We start from the raw sequence: 24,126 nt of genomic DNA on the forward strand, positions 1-24,126 counted from the left end.
TTAGTGCTGGGGCCGGTACTGGACGGTCCGCCCGTTGAGCGCCTGCAACGGGCGGCTGTCGCCGTCCGGGAAGCGGGACTGGAAGTGCGCCAGCGAGGACGCCTTGATCTCGCGGATGTGCTTCAGCACCAGCCACGAGACGGGCTCCGAGTACGGCGCGGTCGTCAGCGAACCGTCGTACCGGAAGGTGGAGAGGTCCGTCGGAAGCGCCGCGGCCAGGTTGGCGCCGTGCAGGCGGACGTCCTCGGCGCACTCCTCGGGAACGGTGGCCAGGGCCTGGTCCTGGAGGGTGCCGCCGTGACCGCCGGTGGTGATGAACTGGCCGATCACCAGGCGCTCGCCGTTCGGGCCGAGGTGGACCCAGTGCTGCTCGAGCGGGAACTGGTGCCCGTCGAGCCGGTGCTCGGAGCGGGTGTGGAAGTGGAAGTTGGCCAGGTTGTAGCGGACGCCGGCGAGCGTCACCCACGCGGCGCCCTCGGGGATCTCGGCCAGCACAGTCTCTTCGGCGGTGCGGTGCTCGCAGCCGTCCGGCTGGCCCTGGTCCTTGCTCTCGTAACGGATGTCGAGATCGAGCGAGTGCGGGTAGTGCACGTGCAGTGCGGGCAGATGGGGACTGACGACAGCGCCCTGCCGGTGGATGTCGATCGGGCTCTGGTGTGGGGTGGAGGCGGTCGCTCTGCTGATCAGGGCTGGGGACGCGATTGCGGCGGCAGCGGCTGGTACGGCGAAAAGAACGGAACGCCGGGACAAACCGGGCATTGATGTACTCCGAACTGTGGCATCGAGGCGGCCGGCCTCATCCGGTCGCCTGCAGCAGTATCTGCCTGGTCCCTGACGAGGATGACAACACCCCCGGATTCGGGCCCCTGGGAGCTGCCCGAAGGGGCCGGTGTCGGGTCCGTCCGGTCCACTCCCGGCAACCGTCGCACGACGGCTGGCAGACTCGATGCATCAGGCAACGAGGGGGACGGTATGGAGACGTACGCGACGCTGGCCGGCCGTTACGACCAATGGAATCTGTCCGTCGCCGGCCAGTTCCAGCAGGACGTCGTACTCGCGGAGGTCGGCGGGCTGGCCGGGCGGACCGTGCTCGATGTGGGCTGCGGGACCGGCTTCTACAGCCGGTTGTGGGCCGCGCAAGGAGCCGACCGGGTGGTCGGGGTCGACCTGTCCGCGGAGATGATCGCGATCGCCGAGTCGGTACCCGGCGAGATCGAGTACCTGCTCGGCGATGCGACGCGCGGCGCGCAGGACGGCCGCTTCGACCTCGTCACCGCGATGTGGCTGGTGAACCATGCGGAGACACGAGCCGACCTGGACGCCATGCTCAAGGGGTTCGCGGTCGCCGGTGACGACCTCTTGCTCGTAACTGCCAACGCGGACGCCGACTGGGACGTGCTCAGCACGCAGGACCCGCAGTACGGCGTGCAGCAGCACCCGAACGGGCCTGCGGTGGACGGCCGCCAGCCGTACGAGGCCACGATCTTCTACGACGGCGGCAGCTTCAGCTTCCAGTCCGGCAGCTGGGCGACCGACGTACTGATCGAGGGCCTGCACGCCGCCGGCTACGACACCGTACGGCGGATTGTGCCGGGTGGGCGGGAGGTGCCGATCGAACTGGCCGACAAGCCGCCGTTCATGATCCTGCGGGCCAGCTGAACGCCGGATCGCGAAGGTAGTCGTCACGCCGGAACTCCAGCGCCATCCGCACCATGTCGTGCGCGCCGTTCCCGATGATCTTGCGGAGCGGAGGCTCCGGCTCGTCGAGGAACGCCAGCAGAGCCTGCGCGGCGACCGCGGGTGACTCGTCGGTCGACGGCTCCGCGGCCGCCACCAGGTCCGGCGTCGGGTAGCCCGGCATGCCGAGGATCCCCTCGCGAGTGCCGTCGTACGCCGGGTTCGCCATGGTGAAGCGCATACTCGAGCCGGCCCAGTCGGTGGCGAACCCGCCGAGCTGCAACAGGTGGACACCGATCCCGAACGGCGCGACCTCCGCGGCCAGCGCCGAACTCAATCCCTCGAGCGCCCACTTGGTCGCGTTGTACGCACCGAACAACGGCAGATGCCCGACCGCACCAACACTCGAAACCTGCACGACCCGGCCGGATCCACGCGCTCGCAGATGCGGAAGCACGGCCTGCGTAACCCAGATGGCACCGAAGAGATTGACGTCGAACTGCGCCCGGATCTCCTCCTCGGACAACTCCTCGATCGCACCGACCAGCCCGTAGCCCGCGTTGTTCACCACCACATCCGGCGTACCGACGGTCTCGACGATCTCCGCCACCACCCGGCTCACCTCAGCAGCCGACGCGACATCGAGCTGACGCGGGACGACTTGATCGCCGTACTGCTTGACGAGGTCGTCCAGTACGCCGTCCTGGCGGATCGTCGCGACTACCCGATCACCACGCTCCAGCGCCGCCTCCGCAAACGCCCGACCCAGCCCACGCCCAGCCCCGGTGACTAACCACAGTGCCATCTGATTGCCTCCACTTGAATCTCAACGAGACGAACCGTATCGTCTCGTTCATGCAAAGTCCAGACCAGCGTCGACGTTCCGATCGAGCCCGGACGGCGATCCTCACTGCCGCCACCGAGGCCGTCGCGGAGCTCGGGTACGCCAAGACCTCGATCGAAGGCATCGCGTCGCGGGCCGGCGTCGGCAAGCAGACGATCTACCGCTGGTGGTCCTCCAAGGGCGCGGTCGTTCTCGAAGCGCTGGTCGCGGACCAGCCGGAGGTCGAGTGGCCGGACACCGGTGACCTGACCGCCGACCTCCGCCTGGTCCTGCGCGCCACGGTCGACGAGTTCGCCGACCAGGCCAACTCCGCCACCCTGCGCGCGCTGATGATCGACATGCAGCAGGACGAGGAGCTCAGCCGCCAGGTGATCACCCGAGTGCTCGGACCCCAACTGGCCGCGACCAAGCGGCGGCTGGAGTCAGCACAGCAAGCGGGTCAGGTTGCCGAAGGCATCGACCTGGACGTCGCCGTCGAGATCATTTTCGGCCCGATCTACCACCGCTGGATCCTGCGCACACACCCCTTCGACCAGGCCTACGCCGACACTCTGACCGACCTCGCCGTCCGGGCCCTCCGATAGGCGTCTCGTACTTTTGGCCGGGTCCGAAGTGGCCGGGCGTGCGATGTGGAACGGCGAGCCGGCCGGAAGGGTTGGGGTCGTCCACAACGCTCGGGAGGAATTCGAGATGCGGAAGACCTTGGGCGCGGCCTTTGCCGCCGCCACCGTGGTGACGGCGCTGGTCCCCGGTACGTCGCAGGCAGAGTCATCAGATCTGAAGTGGGGCACGTGCCCGGCGGATATGTCGCCGGGCATACCCGTTCCACCGGGAATGCAGTGCACGACCCTGAAAGTGCCCCTCGACTACCGCAATCCGTCCGGCCGGAAGATCGACATCGCGGTCTCCCGGCTGGCCAGCAAGCAGCCGGACCAGCGGCGCGGGGTGCTGCTGGTCAACCCCGGCGGACCCTCTGCCGGACTCGGCTATCCGGCCACTCTCGTGGCGGCCAAACTGCCGCAGAGCGTGCTCGACAGCTATGACGTGATCGGGTTCGACCCTCGCGGGATCGGGCACAGTACGCCGGTGACCTGCGACCTGACCGCGGAACAGCAGCTCTACGGCAACATCCCGCCGTACGCGAAGTCCGCGGCCGACGTCGCCGAGCGGGCGGCGAAGGTGCAGCAGATCGCCAAGCAGTGCTGGAGTTCGAAGACGTCCGCGCTGCTCCCGCACATCTCGACCGCCAACACCGCACGCGACCTGGATCAGATCCGCAGCGCGCTGGGCGAGGCGAAGGCGTCGTACCTCGGTGCTTCGTGGGGGACGCACCTCGGGGCGGTCTACACGACGCTGTTCCCTGAGCGCAGCGACCGGATCGTGCTCGACAGCAATCTCCCGCCGGGCGGCTGGGACTATCCCAGTGAGCGACTGTGGGGGCAGGGTGTCGAGGACCGGCTGCCGGACTTCGCGGCGTACGTCGCGGCCAACTTCCGTGAGTACGGGCTGGGCCGGACGCCGGCTCAGGTCACCGCGAAGTACCACGAGCTTGCGGCGCGGCTGGACAAGAAGCCGGTGGTGGCACCCGACACGGTGTGGGACGGAGCCGTGCTCCGGCTGATCACCTTCGGCTATCTGTACGGCGCCGCCCAGATGCCGATGCTCGCCGAGGTGTGGAAGTCGCTGGCCGCGAACCAGCCGCCACCTCCGCCGCCCGGCAACTCCCAGAGTGTCGCTGAAGGTGCGGACCAGCTCATCTCAGGCCGGTACGCGATGATCTGCAACGACTCGCGCTGGCCGACCTCGGTGAAGACCTACCAGCGCGCTGTCGCCGTCGATCGCCTTCGCTATCCGCTGTTCGGTGCGGCCGGGGCCAACATCCAGCCGTGCGCCTACTGGCCGGACGCGATCGAGGCACCCGTCCGCGTCAGCGACAACGGTCCGGCTAACGTGCTGATGGTGCAGAACCTCCGCGATCCCGCCACTCCCCTGGCCGCTGCCAGGCAGATGCGGCGGGCCCTGGGGCAGCGGGCCACGATGGTCACGGCCGATGAAGGCGGTCACGGTGTCTACCTGTTCGGCCGGAACCGGTGCGCGAACTATCCGGTGACGACGTTCCTGACCACTGGCATCCGCCCGGCGCACGACTACACCTGCTCGGCTGCGGCGGCGCCTCGGTGACACGCTCCCGAGCCCTGATGATCGCCGAGATCGCGCTCGTCGTCGGACTGAACCTCGACGAAGCGGTCCGGCGGATCATCCTGGACGGAACCCAGCCCGGCGAGATTCTCTACTACTCGGCGGGCCTGGTCGTCAGCGCGCTCGCGCTGCTGCGCCGTCGCTACCCCGGCCGGACCGCGCAGCTCGCGACCGTCGCGATCGCCATCTCATTGGCGTGCAGCGGGATCGGCGGGCTCACCACGCCGTCCGCCCCGCTGGGCGGTGACTGCGAGATCACGGGGCTGGCGCTCCTGATCGGAGCCTGCTGCCACCGGCTCGTCTCCGTCCAGGCGGGCGCCCTCGCCGTACTCGGTGGGTCGGCGATGGTCGTCGCACCCCTGCTGCGGTACGGCGACGACCAGCTGAGACTCACTGTCGCCATCTTCTGGGCGATCCTGTGGGGTATCGCGGTGGCGGTCGGGTTGATGCTGCGCGACAGCGTCACCCGCCGCGAGGCCGCCCTGGCCGAGGCGCGGAACCGTGAGCGGCTCGCCCTGGCCCGAGAACTGCACGACCTCGTGGCGCACCACATCACCGGCGTGGTCGTCCGGGCCCAGGCGGCCCAGGTGGTGCTTGCCGACAGCACCGAACACGAGATGCTCGGCGAGATCGAGCAGGCCGGATCAGAAGCGCTGACCGCGGTACGACGGCTGGTCGGCGTACTGCGTAGTCCCGAGGACGCCCCGCCGGTCACGACCGGTGGCCTGGTCGAGGCGATCGAGTCTGTTGTCGATGGCAACGATCGGGTCCTGCTCGAGCTGGCTCCCGGCCTCGACGAGCTGGCCGTGGCTCCGGCAACCGTCTCGACCGTGCATCGCGTCGTCCTGGAGGCGCTGACCAATGTCGCCAAACATGCACCCGAGGCTCGGCACGTGACGGTCGCGGTCGTTGTCGAGGGCCGCCACTTGCGGGTCACGATCGACAATGACGGGCTCGCGCGCGCCCGGCGTACCGAGGGCGGTTACGGACTGATCGGGATGCGCGAGCGGATCGAGGCACTCGGCGGGCGACTGACCGCCGGGCCGTACGGCGAGCGTGGTTGGCGGGTGCTCGCCGAGCTCCCCCTGCCGAAGGAGGTTTCGTGACGTTGCGCGTGCTGCTGGCCGATGACCAGGCTCTGGTCCGGACCGGGTTCCGGCTGATTCTGGAGCGTGAGCCCGGGGTCGAGGTGGTCGGTGAGGCGGCGGACGGCAGACAGGCCGTTGCCCTCGCCCAGGAACTGCGGCCGGACGTGACGCTGATGGACATCCGGATGCCGCTCGTCGACGGCCTGGCCGCGACCCGGATCCTGGCCGGTCCGGAGGTCGCGAACCCGTTGCGGGTGCTGGTCGTGACGACGTTCGATCTGGACGAACTCGTGCACGAGGCCCTTCGTGCCGGTGCCTGTGGATTCCTGCTGAAGGACGCCGGGCCTCGGCTCCTGGTCGAGGCTGTCCATGCGGCGGCGAACGGCGAGTCCCTGGTGTCCCCGTCGATCACGACCCGGCTGCTGGCCCAGTTCAGCGGTCCGAGCGGGAAGGCGCGCCCCGCCGTACCGGCGCTCACCCAACGCGAACTCGACGTCACGATGGCGGTCGCCCGCGGCCGGACCAACGCCGAGATCAGCAAGGAGCTGCTGATCTCGCTGTCGACGGTGAAGTCGCACCTGACCGCGATCCAGCGCAAGATCACCGCCCGCAACCGGACCGAGGTCGCCGTCTGGGCCTGGGAATCCGGGCTGGTCAAATAACATCTTCACAGTTGGTCAGTACGATGCCTTCGTGGTCGGAGCAGAGCTCGTGGGGCGCGGTCCGGAGAGCGCTGAGCTGGACCGCCTGGTCGACGCGGCCCGCGGCGGCCGCAGCGCGGTCCTGGTGCTGCGGGGTGAGCCCGGCGTCGGGAAGACGGCGTTGCTGGCGGCAATGGAGGCGCGGACCAGCGGTTGCGTGTTCACCCGGACGGCCGGGGTCGAGGCCGAGATGGAGCTCGCGTACGCCGGTCTGTATCCGCTCTGCCGGCCGTTCCTGGACCGCCTCGACCGGCTGCCGGCCCCACTGGCCGAAGCCCTCGGTACGGCGTTCGGCCTGGCCGGCGGACCGACGCCGGATGCGTTCCTGGTCGGGCTGGCGGTCCTGAACCTCTTCGCCGACGCGGCCGCCGACCAGCCGCTCATCTGTGTGATCGACGACGCGCAGTGGCTCGACAAGATGTCCGAGCTGATCCTCGCCTTCGTGGCCCGCCGGCTGAACGCCGAGTCGGTGGTGATGGTCGTTGCCGTCCGCAACGGTTTCGACCACGGGTTCACCGGACTGCGCGAACTGGAGGTCGGCGGCCTGGACCGCGCCGACGCCCAGACCCTGCTGGAGTCGACCGTCCCCGGGCTGATCGATCCGCGGGTCAAGGACCGGATCATCGCCGAGGCGCAGGGCAATCCACTCGCGCTGCTCGAGCTCCCGCACACCGGGGTCGGACAGACCGACGGCCGCACGTCGCTGGTCGAGCAGAGTTTCGAACAACGCCTGGATGCGCTGCCGACCGGCGCCCGGCAACTTCTGACACTGGCGGCCGCCGAACCGCTCGGTGATCCGACCCTGCTCTGGCGCGCTGCTGAGCGCCTGGGGCTCGGCGCGGACGCAGCCACCGCGGCACTCGAGTCCGGGCTGATCACCTTCGGCACCCACATCCGATTCCGGCATCCGCTGGTCCGCTCGACGGCGTACCGGACTGCGGCCGCGTCGGAGCTGCAGGCCGCTCATCGGGCGCTGGCCGAGGTGACCGATCCGGATCGCGACCCGGCCCGTCGCGCCTGGCACCGCGCCCAGGCCGCCCCGCTTCCCGACGAGGACGTCGCCGCCGAACTCGAACGGTCCGCGGCCGGTGTCCGGGAACGCGGCGGGCATTTCGCCGCCGGTGCTTTCCTCGAGCGGGCGGTCGAGCTGACCCTCGATCCCGATCTGCGAGCCGAACGCCTGCTCGCCGCCGCGACCGCACGGTGTGCCGGCGGCGCGCTCGACACGGCGCTCGGTCTCCTCGACCAGCTGGAGAACGGGCCGCCGGACGAGCTCCGATCTGCGCTGGCGCAGCGGTTACGCGGCCAGATCCAGTTCGATCAAGGCCGCAGCCACGAGGCGGCCGCCACGCTGCTTGAGGCTGCACGGCAGCTCGAACCGCTCAAACCCGACCTCGCCCAGAGCACCCAGCTCGCCGCGCTGACCGCAGCCATCTGGGCGGCGGGCCGCGAGTCGACCGGCACTGTCGCGGAGGCGGCGGCCGCCGTACCGCCGCCGATCGGCCCGGCCGCGTCGGATCCGGCATCGACCGGCGCCGCGGAGTCGCTCCTCCAGGCGCTCGCTGCGCGGTTCACCCGTGGCTACGTCGCGGCAGTGCCCGGACTGACCAAGGCGATCGCGACCGAACTGCGCGATCACACAGACCAGCCGACCGGGCACCTGGCCAGCGGCATCATCGCGATCGACCTGTGGGACCTCGAGAGCGCCCGCAGGCTGGTCGCCCGCCAGGAACGGCTCGCCCGGCAGACCGGCGCCTTGCTGCGCCTGCAGTTCGCGCTGGACTTCGGCGCGGCTCTGCATTGCCTGTCGGGTGAGCTCGCCGAGGCTGCGCGGATGGTCGACGAGCAACGCCGGATCGCAACGGCCACCGGCAACCGGTCGGTCGAGTACGGCGGCCTGCTGGTCACCGCCTTCCGCGGCACCGAGGTGACCGGCACCGGAGGTGTCCTCAGCCGGTACGCCGAGGCTGTGCTGAACAACGGGCTCGGCCGCTACGACCTCGCCCGGGACGCGGCCCAGTGGGTCTTCGAGCAGGACATCATCGGGTACGGCGCTCTGATCGCGGGCGAGCTCGGCGAAGCCGCATCCCGGACCGGCGACAGCAAGCTGGTCGAGTCCACCCTCACCTGGCTGAGCGAGCGGGCGACCGCCGTACCGACTGACTGGAGTCGTGGGATCGAGGCGCGGGTGCGGGCTCTGCGGGATGCGGACGAAGCGCAGTACCGGCGTTCGATCGAGTGCCTCGACCGCACAATCCTGCAGGGCGAGGCTGCGCGCAGCCGGCTGCTGTACGGCGAATGGTTGCGTCGCGAAGGCCGTCGCGCCGACGCACGCGGCGAGCTGCGGACGGCGTACGACGCGCTGACCGCGTTGGGGCTCGGGGCCTTCGCGGAGCGGGCACGGCACGAACTGCTCGCGACCGGCGAGACGGTCCGGAAACGCTCGGTCGAGACGGCGAACGACCTGACCACGCAGGAGGCGCAGATCGCCGGGCTGGCCCGCGACGGCCTGACCAACCCCGAGATCGCGGCGCAACTGTTCCTCAGCCCGCGTACCGTCGAGTGGCACCTGCGGAAGACCTTCGCGAAGCTCGGGATCAGCTCGCGCCGGCAGTTGCGGGACGCCCTCCCCCGCTGACCAGGGAGTCCCCCAGGGTGATCACTGGGGCGACCGCGTGGCGGGCTGGCGATGGTGGACAGGCAGGAGCCAGTCCACCAGCGTAGAAGGAGCCTCCCTCATGACCGACCGCCGTCAGTTCCTCGGCCTCGCCGCCTCGAGTGCGGCCGCCGTCCAGTTCGGCCTGCCGAATCTGGCGCACGCCACCCCGGCATCCGGTGACCCGCGGATCCGTCCGTACAAGATCAAGGTGCCGCAGGCCGCGATCACCGATCTCCGGCGCCGGATCAAGGCCACCCGCTGGCCCGACCAGGAGACCGTCGCGGACCGTTCCCAGGGTGCGCAACTGGCCAAGCTCCGGCCGCTCGTCGAGTACTGGGGATCGCACTACGACTGGCGCAAGGTGGAGAACAAGCTCAACGCGCTGCCGCAGTACATCACCTCGATCGACGGACTCGACATCCAGTTCGCGCACATCCGCTCCAAGCACGCCACCGCGCTGCCGATGCTGATGACCCACGGCTGGCCGGGCTCGATCATCGAGCTGCTCAAGATCATCGACCCGCTGACCAACCCGACCGCGCACGGCGGCAAGGCCGAGGACGCGTTCCACCTCGTGCTGCCGACCCTGCCGGGCTACGGGTTCTCCGGCAAGCCGACGAAGCCCGGCTGGAACCCTGGCCAGATGGCGACCGCGTTCCACCAGCTGATGCAGCGGCTCGGCTACCCGGAGTACGTCTCGCAGGGCGGCGACTGGGGCGCGATCATCTCCGAGGTCCTGGCCACCCAGGAGCCCGAGGGACTGCTCGGGATCCACATCAACATGCCGGGCACGGTACCGGCCGGCGTACTGCGGCACCTGCGCAACTTCGACGCGGCCCCGGCCGGGCTCTCGCCCCGGGAGAAGGTCGCCTACGACCGGCTCCTGCACTTCTACCGCGACGGCTTCGGCTATGCCGCGATGATGAACCAGAGCCCGCAGACGATCGGCTACGCACTCGCCGACTCACCGGTCGCGATGGCCGCGTACTACTACGACAAGATCGCCGAGTGGACCGACAGCGGCGGCGTCCCCGAGAAGGTCCTCAGCTACGACGAGATCCTGGACGCGATCTCGCTCTACTGGCTGACCAACACCGGTACGTCGTCCTCCCGCTCGTACTGGGAAGGCGCCCAGGCCGGCGGCGGCCCGTTCAACGCCGTACCGATCCCGCGGGTCCCGGTCGCGGTCACCGTCTTCCCCGGCGAGATCTACCGCGCTCCGCGCAGCTGGGGCGAGCAGACCTTCGGCAACCTCATCCACTGGAACGAGGTCGACCGCGGCGGCCACTTCGCGGCCTGGGAGCAGCCCGAGCTTCTCAGCCGAGAGCTCCGCTCCGCTTTCCGCACGCTGCGGTGATGATGGCCCCTTCCGCGTGGTCGAATCTGCACGATTCGATCCCTGGGAGGGACCATGAAGAACTTCCGCCTGGCGTCAGTCCTGGCTGCCGCGGCCGGCCTACTCCTATCACTTCTGACCGTCGTTCCGGCCTCGGCCGCAACCAACGCATTCCGTGCCTGGATCACCTGTGACCCGGCCACGAACACCATCCGCACCGGCGTCACCGGCGTCGGTGGGGTGGCGGCGAACTGGCCGGTCAAGGTCGACTTCAAGGTCGAGTCCGGCTACTCGGCCACGGCGACGGCCTCGGCCAGGATCCCGGCCTTCGGTACGACGACCACTGTGGCCGGCAAGTCGGATGCGAACGGCAACCTGACCCTCGCGGGCTACCAGCGCAGCTTCCCGATCAGCAGCAACCTCTTCTACACCGAGAAGGTCGTCGCGACGGTCAAGAACCTGAACGGCGACTTCCTCGCCGAGCGGTCCGCGTCCTGCGCCTACGACACCCGGACGACCGTCACGCTGACCTGCGACCAGGACGCCAACACCGTCACGGCCGCGGTCGCCGGTACGCAGTACAACGAGCCGCAGCCGTCGGGGACGGAGCTCAAGTACGAGTACGGCGCCGTCGCCAAGAGCAGCAACGGCACCCCGGTGTTCGGCACCGCGCGCTACCTGCGGACGACCCACAACGTGTCCGCGGTCAACGGCAGCTTCAGCGATGTCGGCTGGACCGACAACGTGCCGGAGCTCGAGCCGGGCGTCACCCTGGAGCGCACGGTCTGGGTGACGGTCAGGTCGCCGTACACCGGCCGGACGATCGGCTTCGGTACGGCGACCTGCGTCGAGGCCGGCTAACTCACCACCACTTGTTCTCGTTGGACTCGGCGGTGCCGCCCGTGGTGTCGAGGGCGTCCAGGGTGGCTACCGCCGCGTCGTCGAGCTCGAAGTCGACGGCGAAGTTCTCGCGGATGCGCTCCGGGTTGGCCGACTTCGGGATCACGGACAGACCCTTCTGCAGACCCCAGCGGATCAGCACCTGCGCCGGGGTCCTGCCGACCTTGGCCGCGATCCGGCCCACGGTGGGGTCGGTCAGGTGGTCGCCGGTACCGAGCGGGCTGTAGGCCTGGGTGACCAGGCCGGCCGCCGTACCGGCGTCCAGCAGGGCGCGGCGATAGGCGAACGGGCTGAAGTAGACCTGGTTGAGAGTGGGCTGGAGCTCGGCGACCTCGGCCAGCTCGGCCAACTCGGTGGCGCTGAAGTTCGAGACGCCAATAGCCTTGGTCAACCCTGCCTGGGCCGCCTTCTCCATGCCAGGCCAGGCCCAGGTGGGGCCACCCTGCGGCCAGTGCACGAGGTACAGGTCGACGTAGTCGAGTCCGAGCCGCTCCAGGCTCTGCTCGGCCGCGGCGTACGGGTCCTTCTGGAGCGGGCGGAACTTCGTGGTCAGGAAGATCTCCTCGCGCGGAATCCCGCTGGCGCGGATCGCCTTCCCGACACTCACCTCGTTCCCGTAGTCCTGGGCGGTGTCGATCAACCGGTAGCCGGTTTCGAGTGCGGTCGCGACCGCGCGCTCGCACTCGGCACCGTCTCTGGTTTGCCACACGCCCAGGCCCAACGAGGGAATCTGCAAAGTCATGCGCCCACAGTACGTCGTACTAGCGGCGCTCGAGCTTCCAGATCTGGGGCTGGAGGTTGTTGCAGTGCCAGATCTGCAGGTCGGCGCCGGCCGCGGTCGAGCCGCCGGCGACGTCCAGGCAGTGGCCGGAGTTCTGGCCGACGATCTGGTAGTAGTTGCGGCCGACGTTGACGAACTTCCAGCGCTGCCAGCCGCCGTCCTGACAGGCGAACTGCTGGATCTTCGCGCCGGGTTCGAACGAGTTCTTGGTGACCTCGACGCAGAGCTGACTGTTCTGGCCCTTCAGCCGGTAGTACCCGTTGCCCTCGGCAGTGAACTGGAAGTTCTGCGGACCGAGGCCGTTGCAGTACCACTGCTGGATCCGGCCGCCGTACTCTCGTGAGTCGGCCGCGACATCCATGCAGTAGGTGCTCTGGGCGCTGAGCAGCCGGTACGTCGCTCCGCCGATCACGCCGGTGTCCGTCCCGGTCCCGGTCGCGGAACCGGTCGCGAAGAAGGTCTGGCAATCGCCGTTACTGAAGTCGCTCGCGAGTTGCAGGACCCGGGTTCCGTCGGCCGAGCCGACCAGCGGCGAGCTGTAGTTCGGGCAGTAGTGGTTGACCGGGTTCGGGACCTGGACCGGTGCCTCGAGCTCGTACCAGAAGCCGAAGGAGCCTTCGGTGTTGGCGAGGATCGTACGGCCGTTGTCAGCGGCAACCGATCCGTTGCCGTTGAGCAGGATCTGACCGATCAGCAACAGCTTGTTGCCGACGACCGCGACGGTCGGCGTGTGCGTGAAGTACTTGCCGTCGATGGTCTGCGGCCTGGTCCCGAGATCACTCGGCGGACCCCAGCTCCAGCCGTCGTTCGAGGTGCGCTTGTGGACGACACAGTCGTACTGACCACCGAGTCCGCAGATCTCGTAGACCATCACGTAGAAGCTCGGGTTCAGCTGCCGTACCACCGGCATGCCCGGCCGGTGACCGCCGTTCGTGCTCTGCACGGTCGGGACCCGGTCGGTCCAGTTCACGCCGTCGGCGCTGCGGACCTCCATCAGCTTCTGACTGTGGACGCCGTCGGTCTCGTCCGCGTAGTGACAGACCAGCCGGCCGTCGGCCGCCACGGAGAACTCGGGCTCCCACAGACCTCGGTCGTTCGGTGCGGTGGCGCAGTTCGACAGGTAGCTCCAGGACCGGCCGAGGTCGTTGCTCCGCCAGATCCGGAGGGCCATCGGGCGGTCGTTCGCACCGACCGAACCTGCCCACAGCAGCGTGCCGGCCGGCATCGAGCCGATCTGCCGGGGCAGCTCGAACAACGTCGCGCAGCACAGACCTTGGTTGTTGGCAGCCTCCGGATCGGCGACCACGCCGACCTCGGCGAAGCTGGCACCGCTGTTCGTGCTCTCGTGGATCACGCCGACGCCGCTCGCGGCTCCGCGGAACGAGACGACGCTCGCCAGGATCCGTCCGTTCGCAGCCCCGTTGTGCTGAAGCCGGATGGCACGCGGGTAGAGACTGGCACCGGCCGGCTGCAGCAACGTGCCGGTCGCGGCCGGAGCAGCGGCCGGAGCGGTGAAATGGGCCGCGGCGGGGACTTGGCCGGCGACCAGGCCGGTGGCCACTAACAGGCCGGTGATCAGCAACAGCAAGAGGCGCTTCATCGGATCAACTCCAACGCGTCGGGGCGGAGACGGTGGTTACAACGATGTAGCCATGATGCATCACGCACCCTGTCATCGATCTGTCAGGCGCACAATCCCCGCGTCAGACCTTCACCGGGAACAGCACGCGCCACAACGGGATGAAGGCGGGCTGGTCGGGCTGCCCGGTGAGGTAGCCGGTCAGCCCGGCCTGCTCGGCCGCGGTGATCTCGGCCGGGGTCTCACCTTCGTAGAACGATCTGCACGGGGACGCGACCGACTTCCCCCGCTCGAACAGGGCCAGGGCCGGCTTCGACTCGGCCTTGGTCCGCGGGGTCAGGATGCGGTCACCGAACAGCGCCCACGGGAACGGATCCGCCTCGGCCCACTGACCGTCGACGTACGCCTTGGTCGCGGCCGCACGCTCGGCGTCGGTCGCGCCCCACTCCGGCGGCACATTCGTGATCAGACCGACCGGTACGCCGACGCTGCGGAGCTGCCGGAGATGGCGCTGCGCCCCCGCCATCCAGGTCATCTGCCCGGCTGCCTTGGTGTCGACCAGCGTGTTGCCGAGGTCGAACCAGACGACCGAGCAGCGCGTGGAGTGCTGCGTCAGTTGCTGGGCGGCCGGCGGTGCTGCCGTTGCCGTGGTGGGCAGGGCGAACAGGAGACCGGCCGCGGCGCCTGCCGTGGCCAATCGGGCGAAGAGTTTCATTGTGCCTCCGAGCGCCCGTCCGCCCGGGGCGGTGGTGGCGCGGTCGATTCTCGGTGGATGACGTGGTTGAGGGTCCGGGCGGACGGCTCCGGAGCGGGCTTCCCCTGGATCTCCGCGAGCAGCCGGTGGATCGCATCACGGGCCTGGGCCTCGCGATCGACCGACACCGTCGACAACGACGGGGTCGCGAACTGACCCATCGCCTCGTCGTCCCATCCGAACACACTAAGGTCGCGGGGCACTTCCCAGCCGCGGGACCGCGCGCCGCGGATCACGCCCATCGCGACCACGTCGTTGGCGGCCACCACCGCCGTCACTCCACAGTCGGCCGGCAGCGCGGTGATCGCGTCGTACCCGGACTGGGCGGACCAGTCACCGTCGACCACCCCGACTGAGCGCAGCCCGAGCCGCTCGATCGTCTCCAGGTAGACGCTCTTGCGGTTGCGGGCCGAGGAATACTCCTGGTCGCCGGCCACGTGCAGAAAAGTCCGGTGCCCCAGCCCGGCCAGGTACTCGATGATCTCGCGCACCTCGGTTGCTCCGGCCAGCTCTCCCAGCACCCGCAGCTTCTCGTCGTGGCTCTCGCTGCGAACCAGCGGCACGCTCAACGACTTGGCGCTCTTGAGATCGATCGACGACATGGCCAGGATTCCGTCGACCTGACCGGACCGGGCCAACTCGTCGATGCGGGCCGCCCGGGCCCGGGGACCGCCCTCGACGCTGACGATCTCGATCTGGTAGCCGGCCTGGTGCGCGGTCTCGGCCGCCGCGGCGAGCGCGCGCCCCGGGAAATGCGGGCCGGTCGCGAGCACGATGGCGAGCCGGTTGGTCCGGCGGGTGCGCATCGATCGCGCGGCCAGGTTCGGCCGGTAGTCGAGTGCCTTCACCGCGTACTCGACCTTGAGCCTGGTCTTCGGCTTCAGGTTGTCCTTGTCCTGCAGGTACCGCGACACGGTGGTGTGCGAGACGCCTGCCAGCCGGGCCACCTCGTGAATGGTCGACGGCCGTTTCCGCTCCACTTCGCTCACCGGAGAACACTAGCCGAACGACGAACCCTTGACACCCTCCACGGGCTGCGGTTAGCTACCGGCTCAGAAGTGGATCGATCACTTTTTATTCCCCTCAACCTCCATAAGGAGGATGGTGTCTCTTTTCACGCGATTACGCCGCGACTATCCCATCCTTTTACTGGCGGTCCCCGGAATGCTGATCATCTGTGCATTCCATTATTTCCCGCTCTGGGGAAATGTGATCGCCTTCCAGGATTACCAGCCGTATCTGGGCGTCGGGCAGAGCCTGTGGTCCGGTCTGGAGAATTTCCGCACCGTCGTCGACGGCGACCCGGAATTCGTGAACGCGGTCAAGAACACGCTGGTCCTGACCGCCATCCAGACCGTCATCGTCTTCCCGGCGCCGATCGTGGTGGCGCTGGTCCTGCACAGCCTGCTGTCGAACCGGATCCGCCAGTTCGTCCAGACCGTCATCTACCTGCCGCACTTCATGTCCTGGGTGATCGTGGTCGCGGTCTTCCAGCAGATGCTCGGCGGCACCGGGATGATCAACAACTGGCTGCGCTCGCACGGGTACGACCCGATCAACATCATCGGGAACGCCGACGCGTTCCGCGCGCTGCTCACGTCCCAGGTGATGTGGAAGGACACCGGCTGGGCCACGATCCTGTTCCTGGCCGTGCTGTCGCAGATCGACCGGGCGCTCTACGAGGCGTCCGCGGTCGACGGCGCGAGCCGCTGGAAGCAGACCTGGCACATCACGCTGCCGGGCCTGAAACCGATCATCATCCTGCTGCTGATCCTCAAGCTCGGCGACTCGCTGACCGTCGGTTTCGAGCAGATCATCCTGCAGCAGCAAGCCGTCGGCACCGATGTCAGTGAGGTGCTCGACACCTACGTCTACAACAACGGCATCCTCGGCGGCGACTGGGGAACGTCGGCCGCGGTCGGTCTGGTGAAGAGCGTGGTCGCGCTGGTCCTCGTCCTGGGCGCCAACAAGCTGGCCCATCGCTTCGGTGAGGAAGGGGTGTACCGCGGATGAAACGCCAGCAGGTACTCATCGGCGGAATGCCGATGCCGGGCCGGGCCGAGCGGGTGGTCAAGGCGATCTTCCTGACCGCGATCTGCGCGGTGGTCGTGGTCCCGTTCATCGGGGTCGTGTCCACCAGCCTGGCCTCGCCCGAGGAAGTGATCCGGGCCGGCGGCTTCGTGCTGTTCCCCACCCACGGCATCGACCTGTCGGCGTACCGCTCGATCCTGTCCGGCGGAACCGTCACGCAGGCGCTCCTGGTGAGCGCCTTCATCACGAGCGTCGGTACGGCGATCGCCCTGTTGCTGACCTGCACCCTGGGCTGGGCGCTGAGCCGGCGCGGCAGTGTCGGCAACAAACCGCTGCTGCTGCTCGTGCTGATCAGTCTGCTGTTCAACCCCGGACTCATCCCGAGCTACCTGGTGATCCAGCAGTTCGGCCTGCTCGACAGCCTGTGGGCGGTCATCCTGCCGACCTCGGTGAGCGCCTTCAACGTGATCGTCGTCCGGGCGTACTTCGTCGGGCTGCCGGCCGCCGTCCTCGACTCGGCGCGGATCGACGGCGCCTCGGAATGGAAGATGTTCTGGCACATCGGCCTGCCACTGTCCAAGGCGGTCGTCGCGGTGGTCGGCCTGTTCTACGGGGTCGGCTACTGGAACAGCTTCTTCGGCGCCATGCTCTACCTGAACGACCCCAGCAAGTGGCCGCTGCAACTGGTCCTGCGGACCTACGTGGTCAACGGCGTCGAGATCGGCGCCCAGGACCTCGGTGCGACCGAAGCGCTGCCGCCGCAGACCTCCATCCAGATGGCGATCCTGATGATCTCGGTCGTCCCGATCCTGTGTGTCTATCCGTTCATCCAGCGGCACTTCGCCAAGGGCGTGCTGACCGGAGCAGTGAAGGGCTGATTATGACCAACCACGATGCGCGGCTCAGCCGCCGTACCCTGCTCGCCGGCGCCGCGGCCATCGGCCTCGCCGGTTGTTCCAACGACGGCCGCGGCGGACAGACCGGCGCCGGCGGCAACCCGGCCGGCGTCCGCCCGGCGTACCAGCCGTACACCGGCGTCAAGCCTGATCTGCCGGGCACGGAGTTCAACATCCCGAACGCGTTCACGCGGTACCCGGCCAATCCCGTGCAGGCGATCACGACACCGCCGGGCGACGGCAAGCCGATCAACGTCATGACCTACACGAACACGCCGATTCCGCCGAAGCTCGAGCAGAACCGCTTCTGGCAGGAGCTGAACAGCCGGGTCGGATCGCCGGTGACGGTGAACCTGACGGCGTCGGTCGACTACAACCAGAAGTTCGCCACCGCGGTGGCCGGCAACCAGCTCGGCGAAATCTTCATGGTGGGCGGGGTCCCGCAGGTGCCCCAGCTGCTGGAGGCCAAGGGCGTCGATCTGACGCCGCACCTTTCCGGCGACAACATCAAGAAATATCCGTTCCTGGCGAATATTCCGGAGACGGCCTGGAACGCGTGCATTTTCGGCGGCAAGATCTTGGGCGTCCCGATGTCACGGGGCGCGATCTGGTCGGTCGCGATGTACAGCCGGGCGGACATCCTGAAAAAACACGGATTGCAGGGTGACGTCAAGAACCTGGACGAATTCTTCGAGTTGTGCAAGGCGCTGACCGACAAAAGGCAGAACCGTTTCGCGCTGGCGTCCGCGCCCACGCAGTTCGTCCGGAACATGTACGGCGTACCGAACAACTGGAGCGAGAACGGCAAGTCGCTGGTCAGCGCCCTCGAGCACGTGGGGCAGGAAGAAGCCCTCGACGCACTCCGGAAGTTGTGGAGCTCCGGCTACATCCACCCTGACGGGTTCTCCGGGCAGAACCAGGACCTCAAGGTGCGATTCGGGAACGGCTCCAGTGCCCTCGTCACGGACACCTTCAGCGCCTGGCCGAGTTACCTGCAGACCGCGGTCGACAAGGAGGCCGAGATCGCGATCATCGGGCCGCCGAAACACGACGGCTCGGGAGCGGCGCCGGTCTGGCTGGGCGCGCCCGCGCTCGGCTTCACCGCGATCAGCAAGAAGGCCGAGGCCCGGGTCGAGACGCTGCTGGCGTACATGAACTACCTCGCGGCGCCGTTCGGCACCCAGGAGTACCTGTTCCGCAAGTACGGCCTGCCCGGCCTGCACCACAAGGTCGTCGACGGCAATCCGGTACTGACCGAGAAGGGTTTCAGCGAGGTTCAGCTCGGCCTGATGTACACGGCGGACGCCCCGTGGACGATCTTCCTGCCGGAGAAGCCGGGCAACACCGAAGCCGAGTTCGAGGCGATGAAGCGGCTCTGCCCGACCGCCCTGGCCGACCCCGTCGCCGGGATGTACTCCGAGACCAACGTCCGCAAGGGCCCGCAACTCACCACCGACATCACCCAGATCACCAACGACATCATCCAGGGCCGCAAGCCGGTCTCCGCCTGGGCGGCCGCAGTCAAGAAATGGAAGAGTGGAGGCGGTGACAAGATCGCCGAAGAGTTCGCCCAGGCACTGCAGTCCTCACGCTGATCACGTTCGAAAGGAACTGTCTTGAGCAGCAACACCGTCAGGTTCGCGGCCGTCGGTCTTGATCACGCCCACATCCACGGTCAGATCGCCGGTCTGATCGCCGCCGGCGCCGAGTTCGTCGCGATGGCGACCGACGATCCGGCGGCAGCGATCGCCGTACAGGTCCGGGAGCGGTATCCCGACGTACCGGTCGCCGGCGACCCGGCCGAGCTGATCGGCCGGGACGGGATCGACCTGATCGTGACGGCCGCCGTACCGGACCGGCGCGGGCCGATCGCGGTCGCCGCCCTGCGCGCCGGCAAGGACGTGGTCGCCGACAAGCCCGGCTGTGTCAGCTTCGCGCAGCTGGAGGAGATCGAGAAGGCGGTCGCCGAGAGTGGGCGGTTCTGGTCGGTGACGTTCTCCGAGCGGTTCGAGGTGCGGTCGGCGGTCAAGGCCGGCGAGCTCGTCCGCGAGGGCCGGATCGGCACGGTGGTGCAGACCATCGGGCTCGGGCCGCACCGGATCGGCGACCGCGGTCACCTCGGCGGTGGCGCCGGCCGGCCGGACTGGTTCTACGACAAGAACCGGTACGGCGGGATCCTGGTCGACATCGCGTCCCACCAGATCGACCAGTTCCTCTTCTACACGGGCTCGCGGACCGCCGAGGTCGTGGCCAGCTCGGTCGGCAACTTCGCCAACCCGGGCAAGCCCGGTCTGCAGGACTTCGGTGACCTGCTGATCCGCAGTGCCAACGCGCAGGGCTACATCCGCGTCGACTGGTACACGCCGGACGGGCTGCCGACCTGGGGTGACGGCCGGCTGATGATCCTCGGCACCGAGGGCTACATCGAGCTGCGCAAGTACGTCGACATCGCCGGGCGGCCGGGCACCGACCACGTCTTCCTGGTCAACCACGAGGGCATGGAGTACATCGACTGCTCGGACGTGGAGCTGACGTACTTCCCCGACCTGCTGAACGACGTACGGAACCGGACGAGCACGGCGGCACCACAGGGGCACACGTTCGAGACCATGCGGCTGGCGCTGACCGCACAGCAGCAGGCGGTCGTCCGCGGAGCCGCCGAATGAGCGTCCTGAAGGTCGCGATCGTTGGCTGCGGCAACATCAGCCGCAGCCATGCCCGGTCGTACGCCGCGGCCCCGGCCGAGTTCGTCGGGATGGCCGACATCGTGCCGGAGAACGCAGCCGAGCTGGCCGGTCAGTTCGGCGGGACCGCGTTCGCGAGCGTGAAGGAGTTGCTGGCGGCAACTGATCCGGACCTGGTCTCGGTTACCACTCCCCCGGGCAGCCATGCCGAGATCGCGATCGAGGTCCTTGCCGCCGGCAAGTCCGTACTGCTGGAGAAGCCGCCGGTCCTCAGCCTGGCCGAGATGGACGCGGTGGCCGCGGCCGAGCGTGAGAGCGCCGGCTCGGTGTACGTCGTCTTCCAGCATCGGCACGGGTCGGGAGGTCTGCGGGCCGCGTCACTGCTGGCCGACGGTGCACTGGGGAAGCCGCAGGTCGCCGTCTGCGAGACCTTGTGGTTCCGCCCCGTCAGCTACTTCGATCCGGAGTGGCGCGGAACCTGGGTCGGCGAGGGCGGCGGCCCGACCCTCGGCCACGGCATCCACCAGATCGACCTGCTGCTACACCTCCTCGGTCCTTGGAAGTCGATGACCGCGACCGCCGTCCGGCTGGATCGGCCGGTGGAGTTCGAGGATGTGTCGATGGCCTCGGTAACCTTCGAAAACGGTGCAGTAGCGACCGTGATCAACAGCCTGCTGTCGCCACACGAACTGAGCCGCATCCGCATCGACACGACCGTCGGTTCGCTCGAGGTCAACCACCTGTACGGATACTCCGACACGGACTGGACGTTCACCCCTGTCCCCGACGCGGCGCGCGCCGCGACCCTCGGGCTCGACCCGGGCGTCCGCCGTACCGGCGACCTAGTTGCCTCCGGCACCGATCCGTGGGCGGCGTCGGCCGGCGACGACGTACCGAGCAACCACGCGGCCCAGCTCAGGCGCCTGGTCGACGACCTCCTGGCCGGACGAACCCACGACACCACCTTGGCCAGCACCCGCCCGACCATGGAGTTCGTGACCGCTTTATATGCCTCAGCACTCACCCGTACAACAGTCCAACGCACCGACCTAACCCCCGGCCACCCCTTCTACCGAGCCCTCCACGGCGACGTACCCCAGACCGCCATCGACCAATCCTTCACACTCTGACCCGACAAACCTACCCAAAGCGGCCTGGCTGCCTGGCATCATGACTCGGTGCCTGACATCAGCGGTGACTTCGAGATCCACCTGACCTTCCAGGCGTCGGACCCGGCGAACGCGGACGTCGCCGTACAGCACGGCCTGAAGTACAGCGAGATCGTGCTCGAGCGCGGGCGCGTCCCGGTGCAGCCAATGGTCACCGTGGCCGCGCAGGGCACATTCGCTCAGGTCGAGCAGCTGAGCCGCGAGTGGGCCGACAGGTTCTACCGACGGCCGGTCCGGGTCAAGATCGAGGCCGCACCCTGGAACGCCGGCGTACCGGTCGAGGACACTGAGGCCGTACGCGGACGATACTTCGAGCACCACGTGAAGCTGCTCCTACCCAACGATTCCTTGGACCTGCTGGCCGCCTTGCTCGCGCCGCACCATGCGCATCTGTCCCGCAACGCGCGGCGCCGGCGCACCGACGGCAAGCACGAGCGCTTCGTGACCCAGCGCTGCCACCAGGTCGGCCGCAACACCTCGAAGCCCCAGCTCGAGGCATTGGTGACGACCTTGCGCGAGGCCGGCTACGACATCCTGGAGATCGAGGAGGAGTACGTCGTCCTCGACACCCACGAGGACCTGGACACCGGCTGGCTCGAGGCTGCGATCCGGACCGAACCCATCCCTGCCGGCTATCCGGCGACGTACTTGCCGATCGCCCCATCCCCAGGTATCGAGCAGCGCCGTACCTTCGATCCGGCGCTGAAGCAGTACGACAACGCCTTCCGACCGGGGCAGCCTACATTCGCACAGCCAGAGCGCGGCACCGAGTGGCAGGTGCTGCGGCGCAGTGCCATCCATCATCTGTTGACGCTGATCGCGACGTCCGAGCTCGCCGAACACCTGGTCCTACGGGGCAGCATCACCTTGCAGCACTGGTACGGCGACCAGGCGCGCGAGCCCGGTGATCTCGACTTCGTCGTCATCCCAGCCGGCATCGGTGTCGACAGCCCGGAAGGCCGTGGTCTGCTCGAGACCGTCATCGCGACGGTCGCGGCCAACCCGGGGCCTGGTTTCAAGGCTGCCGAGGTGGCTCGCGACGAGCTGTGGACCTACGACGATCGTCTGCCCGGCCGTCGGCTCGTCTTCCCGTACGAGCACGACGGCCTGAGCGGCACCCTCCAGCTCGACTTCGTCTACAACGAGGACCTGCCGATCGAGCCCGAACGGCTGCCGATCGGCAACGTCTCCCTGCTGACCGTCAGCCCGGAGCTCTCCCTGGCCTGGAAGATCCTCTGGCTGGCCACCGATGCCTACCCCCAGGGCAAAGACCTGTACGACGCCGTGCTGCTGGCCGAACGCACCGACGTCTCGCCGCTCCTGATCCAGCAATTGCTGGACAACCACGAGGACGCTCGGCACGTCCAGGGATTCACTCCGTCGATGATCCAGGAGTGGGATGTCGACTGGCAGAACTTCCTCGACGAGTACCCGGCCGTCGAAGGCGACGCCGAGTCCTGGAAGGAACGCCTCGCCGCCGCGCTGCGCCGCTCATACAGCCGGCCCTGGTGACGAGCCCGGCTTCGAACCGGTAACGGCGCACCGGTACGGCGAGCAGGCCCGGGGCGGCAGTCAGTACGTTGAGGTTCATGTCCCGCCCCGGCCAGCCCGAACGCTCTGCGACGTACGCGGAGGTTTTCGCGGTTGCCGAGTTCAGGTGGTCGTGGCTGGCGCTGGTCGGTTCCGTCATCGGGGACCAGCTGGCCCGGGTCGCGCTCGCGGTGCTGGTGTTCGACCGCACCGGCTCGGCCGGCCTGTCCGCGTTGACCTATGCACTGACGATGTTGCCGGACGTCGTCAGCGGGCCACTGCTCGGCGGTCTGGCCGACCGCTTCCCCCGCCGCCAGATCATGGTGAGCTGCGATGCCGCCCGCGCGGTGCTGGTGGCCTTGATGGCGATCCCCGGCACACCGCTGTGGATCCTGTGCGTGCTGCTCGTCGCGGTGCAACTGCTCGCCGCCCCCTTCCAGTCCGCCCGTACGGCGTTCCTCGCGACACTGATGACCGGCGACACGTACCGGGCGGCCGTCGGTCTCTCCACGGTCACCGTTCAAGCCGCTCAGCTGGCCGGCTTCGTGGCCGGTGGCACCATCGTGGCGCTGCTGGGCTCGAGCCAGGCGCTGGCCCTCAACGCGCTGTCCTTTGCGGTCTCGGCCGTATTGCTGCGCTTCGGCATCCAAGAACGTCCCGTCCCGATGGGCGACGACCCGACCACCCGACCGAGCTGGTGGGGCTCCCTGGTCGCGGGCGCCCGCCTGGTCTGGAACAACCGCAGACTGCGCTACCTGCTGGCCCTCATCTGCGTGCCCGGCTTCTACATCACCGTCGAAGGACTGGCCACGCCGTACGCCGCCGCTGTCGGTGGCGGCCCGATCGCCGCCGGCATCCTGTTCGCCGCGAACCCGGCCGGCCAGGTCATCGGCATCCTTGCGGCATCACGCATCGCCCCGGCCCGCCGAATGGCCATGATGGGCCCGCTCGCGATCGGCACCTGCGCGGTACTGATCGGATGCGTGTTCCAACCGGGGTTGTGGATGACAGTCGCGCTATGGATGGTCTCGGGAATGTGTGCCTGCTTCATGCCGCTGGCGCAAGCGACCTTCGTACAGGAGATTCCTGATGCGCAGCGCGGACAGGTGATCGGCCTGGCCCGCACTGCGCTGGTGGTTGCTCAGGGGATGGGGATCCTGGTCGCCGGGGCGGCAGCGGATCATTGGGACCCGGCCATGGTCGTGGCCGGCGCGGGGGTGCTAGGCGTCATCTACGCCGCCGGTGCCGCCGGAGGGTACCGGCGAGCCGACAGATGAGGGCGAGGCGGTTCACGACCA

Annotated in this window: 21 protein-coding genes; 15 read left to right on the plus strand and 6 right to left on the minus strand. The window is 68.5% G+C overall.

Features of this window, described 5'->3' with window-relative positions; translation table 11 throughout:
• Entirely contained in the window at window positions 1–759 is a 759-nt protein-coding gene (locus ACFCV3_RS12995) for a carbonic anhydrase family protein (RefSeq protein ID WP_376029630.1), read from the minus strand.
• Window positions 760–972: 213 nt separating this feature from the next.
• Here ACFCV3_RS12995 and ACFCV3_RS13000 point away from each other — a divergent pair, with 213 nt between their 5' ends.
• Window positions 973–1,659: a class I SAM-dependent methyltransferase gene (locus tag ACFCV3_RS13000; protein ID WP_376029632.1), complete on the plus strand. Its 687-nt coding sequence runs from the start codon at window positions 973–975 to the stop codon at window positions 1,657–1,659.
• On the opposite strand, the gene ACFCV3_RS13005 is transcribed toward ACFCV3_RS13000, so the two are convergent.
• The gene (locus ACFCV3_RS13005) at window positions 1,637–2,482 is read right to left on the minus strand and encodes an SDR family NAD(P)-dependent oxidoreductase (protein ID WP_376029634.1); all 846 of its coding nucleotides are present in this window, start codon (window positions 2,480–2,482) and stop codon (window positions 1,637–1,639) included. The two genes, ACFCV3_RS13000 and ACFCV3_RS13005, sit on opposite strands and share 23 nt — an antisense overlap.
• Window positions 2,483–2,532: 50 nt before the next feature.
• Here ACFCV3_RS13005 and ACFCV3_RS13010 point away from each other — a divergent pair, with 50 nt between their 5' ends.
• From ACFCV3_RS13010 to ACFCV3_RS13040, 7 genes are all read left to right on the plus strand, one after another.
• Window positions 2,533–3,105, plus strand: coding sequence for a TetR/AcrR family transcriptional regulator (locus tag ACFCV3_RS13010; RefSeq protein ID WP_376029637.1), 573 nt, complete (start codon window positions 2,533–2,535; stop codon window positions 3,103–3,105).
• A gap of 106 nt (window positions 3,106–3,211) precedes the next feature.
• On the plus strand, window positions 3,212–4,702 hold the full coding sequence (locus tag ACFCV3_RS13015; RefSeq protein WP_376029638.1) for an alpha/beta hydrolase: 1,491 nt from the start codon (window positions 3,212–3,214) through the stop codon (window positions 4,700–4,702).
• Window positions 4,699–5,826 carry a sensor histidine kinase gene (locus tag ACFCV3_RS13020; protein ID WP_376029641.1) on the plus strand — a complete coding sequence of 376 codons (1,128 nt, stop codon included), beginning with the start codon at window positions 4,699–4,701 and terminating at the stop codon, window positions 5,824–5,826. The genes ACFCV3_RS13015 and ACFCV3_RS13020 overlap by 4 nt, the downstream gene beginning before the upstream one ends.
• Complete coding sequence (locus ACFCV3_RS13025) at window positions 5,823–6,470, plus strand: response regulator (protein ID WP_376029642.1); 648 nt, start codon at window positions 5,823–5,825, stop codon at window positions 6,468–6,470. Before ACFCV3_RS13020 ends, ACFCV3_RS13025 begins: the two co-directional genes overlap by 4 nt.
• Before the next feature lie 31 nt (window positions 6,471–6,501).
• Complete coding sequence (locus ACFCV3_RS13030) at window positions 6,502–9,147, plus strand: AAA family ATPase (protein ID WP_376029643.1); 2,646 nt, start codon at window positions 6,502–6,504, stop codon at window positions 9,145–9,147.
• A 100-nt stretch (window positions 9,148–9,247) separates the two neighbouring features.
• Window positions 9,248–10,525, plus strand: a complete 1,278-nt coding sequence (locus ACFCV3_RS13035; RefSeq protein ID WP_376029645.1) for an epoxide hydrolase family protein — start codon at window positions 9,248–9,250, stop codon at window positions 10,523–10,525.
• 54 nt (window positions 10,526–10,579) lie between these two features.
• Window positions 10,580–11,365 (plus strand): hypothetical protein, encoded by a 786-nt coding sequence (locus tag ACFCV3_RS13040; RefSeq protein WP_376029648.1) that lies wholly within the window; start codon window positions 10,580–10,582, stop codon window positions 11,363–11,365.
• Window position 11,366: 1 nt separating this feature from the next.
• Here ACFCV3_RS13040 and ACFCV3_RS13045 read toward each other — a convergent pair whose 3' ends face one another.
• From ACFCV3_RS13045 to ACFCV3_RS13060, 4 genes are all read right to left on the minus strand, one after another.
• Window positions 11,367–12,146 carry an aldo/keto reductase gene (locus ACFCV3_RS13045; RefSeq protein WP_376029651.1) on the minus strand — a complete coding sequence of 260 codons (780 nt, stop codon included), beginning with the start codon at window positions 12,144–12,146 and terminating at the stop codon, window positions 11,367–11,369.
• A 19-nt stretch (window positions 12,147–12,165) separates the two neighbouring features.
• On the minus strand, window positions 12,166–13,785 hold the full coding sequence (locus ACFCV3_RS13050) for an RICIN domain-containing protein (protein ID WP_376029654.1): 1,620 nt from the start codon (window positions 13,783–13,785) through the stop codon (window positions 12,166–12,168).
• Between the two features lie 103 nt (window positions 13,786–13,888).
• Complete coding sequence (locus tag ACFCV3_RS13055; protein WP_376029656.1) at window positions 13,889–14,479, minus strand: HAD family hydrolase; 591 nt, start codon at window positions 14,477–14,479, stop codon at window positions 13,889–13,891.
• Window positions 14,476–15,507 carry a LacI family DNA-binding transcriptional regulator gene (locus tag ACFCV3_RS13060; protein WP_376029658.1) on the minus strand — a complete coding sequence of 344 codons (1,032 nt, stop codon included), beginning with the start codon at window positions 15,505–15,507 and terminating at the stop codon, window positions 14,476–14,478. The genes ACFCV3_RS13055 and ACFCV3_RS13060 overlap by 4 nt, the downstream gene beginning before the upstream one ends.
• A 220-nt stretch (window positions 15,508–15,727) precedes the next feature.
• On the opposite strand from ACFCV3_RS13060, the gene ACFCV3_RS13065 reads away from it, so the two are divergent.
• The 7 genes from ACFCV3_RS13065 (at window position 15,728) to ACFCV3_RS13095 (ending at window position 24,105) form a co-directional block, all read left to right on the plus strand.
• Complete coding sequence (locus tag ACFCV3_RS13065; RefSeq protein ID WP_376029661.1) at window positions 15,728–16,531, plus strand: ABC transporter permease; 804 nt, start codon at window positions 15,728–15,730, stop codon at window positions 16,529–16,531.
• On the plus strand, window positions 16,528–17,427 hold the full coding sequence (locus ACFCV3_RS13070) for a carbohydrate ABC transporter permease (RefSeq protein WP_376029664.1): 900 nt from the start codon (window positions 16,528–16,530) through the stop codon (window positions 17,425–17,427). The genes ACFCV3_RS13065 and ACFCV3_RS13070 overlap by 4 nt, the downstream gene beginning before the upstream one ends.
• A gap of 2 nt (window positions 17,428–17,429) precedes the next feature.
• Complete coding sequence (locus tag ACFCV3_RS13075) at window positions 17,430–19,040, plus strand: extracellular solute-binding protein (RefSeq protein ID WP_376029667.1); 1,611 nt, start codon at window positions 17,430–17,432, stop codon at window positions 19,038–19,040.
• 21 nt (window positions 19,041–19,061) lie between these two features.
• Window positions 19,062–20,111: a Gfo/Idh/MocA family protein gene (locus ACFCV3_RS13080; protein WP_376029669.1), complete on the plus strand. Its 1,050-nt coding sequence runs from the start codon at window positions 19,062–19,064 to the stop codon at window positions 20,109–20,111.
• Window positions 20,108–21,259, plus strand: a complete 1,152-nt coding sequence (locus ACFCV3_RS13085) for a Gfo/Idh/MocA family protein (RefSeq protein ID WP_376029671.1) — start codon at window positions 20,108–20,110, stop codon at window positions 21,257–21,259. Before ACFCV3_RS13080 ends, ACFCV3_RS13085 begins: the two co-directional genes overlap by 4 nt.
• A 48-nt stretch (window positions 21,260–21,307) precedes the next feature.
• Complete coding sequence (locus ACFCV3_RS13090) at window positions 21,308–22,810, plus strand: nucleotidyl transferase AbiEii/AbiGii toxin family protein (protein WP_376029674.1); 1,503 nt, start codon at window positions 21,308–21,310, stop codon at window positions 22,808–22,810.
• A gap of 77 nt (window positions 22,811–22,887) precedes the next feature.
• On the plus strand, window positions 22,888–24,105 hold the full coding sequence (locus tag ACFCV3_RS13095) for an MFS transporter (protein ID WP_376029677.1): 1,218 nt from the start codon (window positions 22,888–22,890) through the stop codon (window positions 24,103–24,105).
• Window positions 24,106–24,126 lie beyond the last annotated feature (21 nt).

The sequence above is a fragment of the Kribbella sp. NPDC056345 genome (assembly GCF_042262745.1).
Lineage (GTDB): Bacteria > Actinomycetota > Actinomycetes > Propionibacteriales > Kribbellaceae > Kribbella.

Coding starts and splice junctions, on each gene's coding strand:
- ACFCV3_RS12995 (WP_376029630.1), bottom strand. CDS start 759: ATGCCCGGTTTGTCCCGGCGTTCCGTTCTTTTCGCCGTACCAGCCGCT.
- ACFCV3_RS13000 (WP_376029632.1), top strand. CDS start 973: ATGGAGACGTACGCGACGCTGGCCGGCCGTTACGACCAATGGAATCTG.
- ACFCV3_RS13005 (WP_376029634.1), bottom strand. CDS start 2,482: ATGGCACTGTGGTTAGTCACCGGGGCTGGGCGTGGGCTGGGTCGGGCG.
- ACFCV3_RS13010 (WP_376029637.1), top strand. CDS start 2,533: ATGCAAAGTCCAGACCAGCGTCGACGTTCCGATCGAGCCCGGACGGCG.
- ACFCV3_RS13015 (WP_376029638.1), top strand. CDS start 3,212: ATGCGGAAGACCTTGGGCGCGGCCTTTGCCGCCGCCACCGTGGTGACG.
- ACFCV3_RS13035 (WP_376029645.1), top strand. CDS start 9,248: ATGACCGACCGCCGTCAGTTCCTCGGCCTCGCCGCCTCGAGTGCGGCC.
- ACFCV3_RS13040 (WP_376029648.1), top strand. CDS start 10,580: ATGAAGAACTTCCGCCTGGCGTCAGTCCTGGCTGCCGCGGCCGGCCTA.
- ACFCV3_RS13045 (WP_376029651.1), bottom strand. CDS start 12,146: ATGACTTTGCAGATTCCCTCGTTGGGCCTGGGCGTGTGGCAAACCAGA.
- ACFCV3_RS13050 (WP_376029654.1), bottom strand. CDS start 13,785: ATGAAGCGCCTCTTGCTGTTGCTGATCACCGGCCTGTTAGTGGCCACC.
- ACFCV3_RS13055 (WP_376029656.1), bottom strand. CDS start 14,479: ATGAAACTCTTCGCCCGATTGGCCACGGCAGGCGCCGCGGCCGGTCTC.
- ACFCV3_RS13070 (WP_376029664.1), top strand. CDS start 16,528: ATGAAACGCCAGCAGGTACTCATCGGCGGAATGCCGATGCCGGGCCGG.
- ACFCV3_RS13075 (WP_376029667.1), top strand. CDS start 17,430: ATGACCAACCACGATGCGCGGCTCAGCCGCCGTACCCTGCTCGCCGGC.
- ACFCV3_RS13085 (WP_376029671.1), top strand. CDS start 20,108: ATGAGCGTCCTGAAGGTCGCGATCGTTGGCTGCGGCAACATCAGCCGC.
- ACFCV3_RS13095 (WP_376029677.1), top strand. CDS start 22,888: ATGTCCCGCCCCGGCCAGCCCGAACGCTCTGCGACGTACGCGGAGGTT.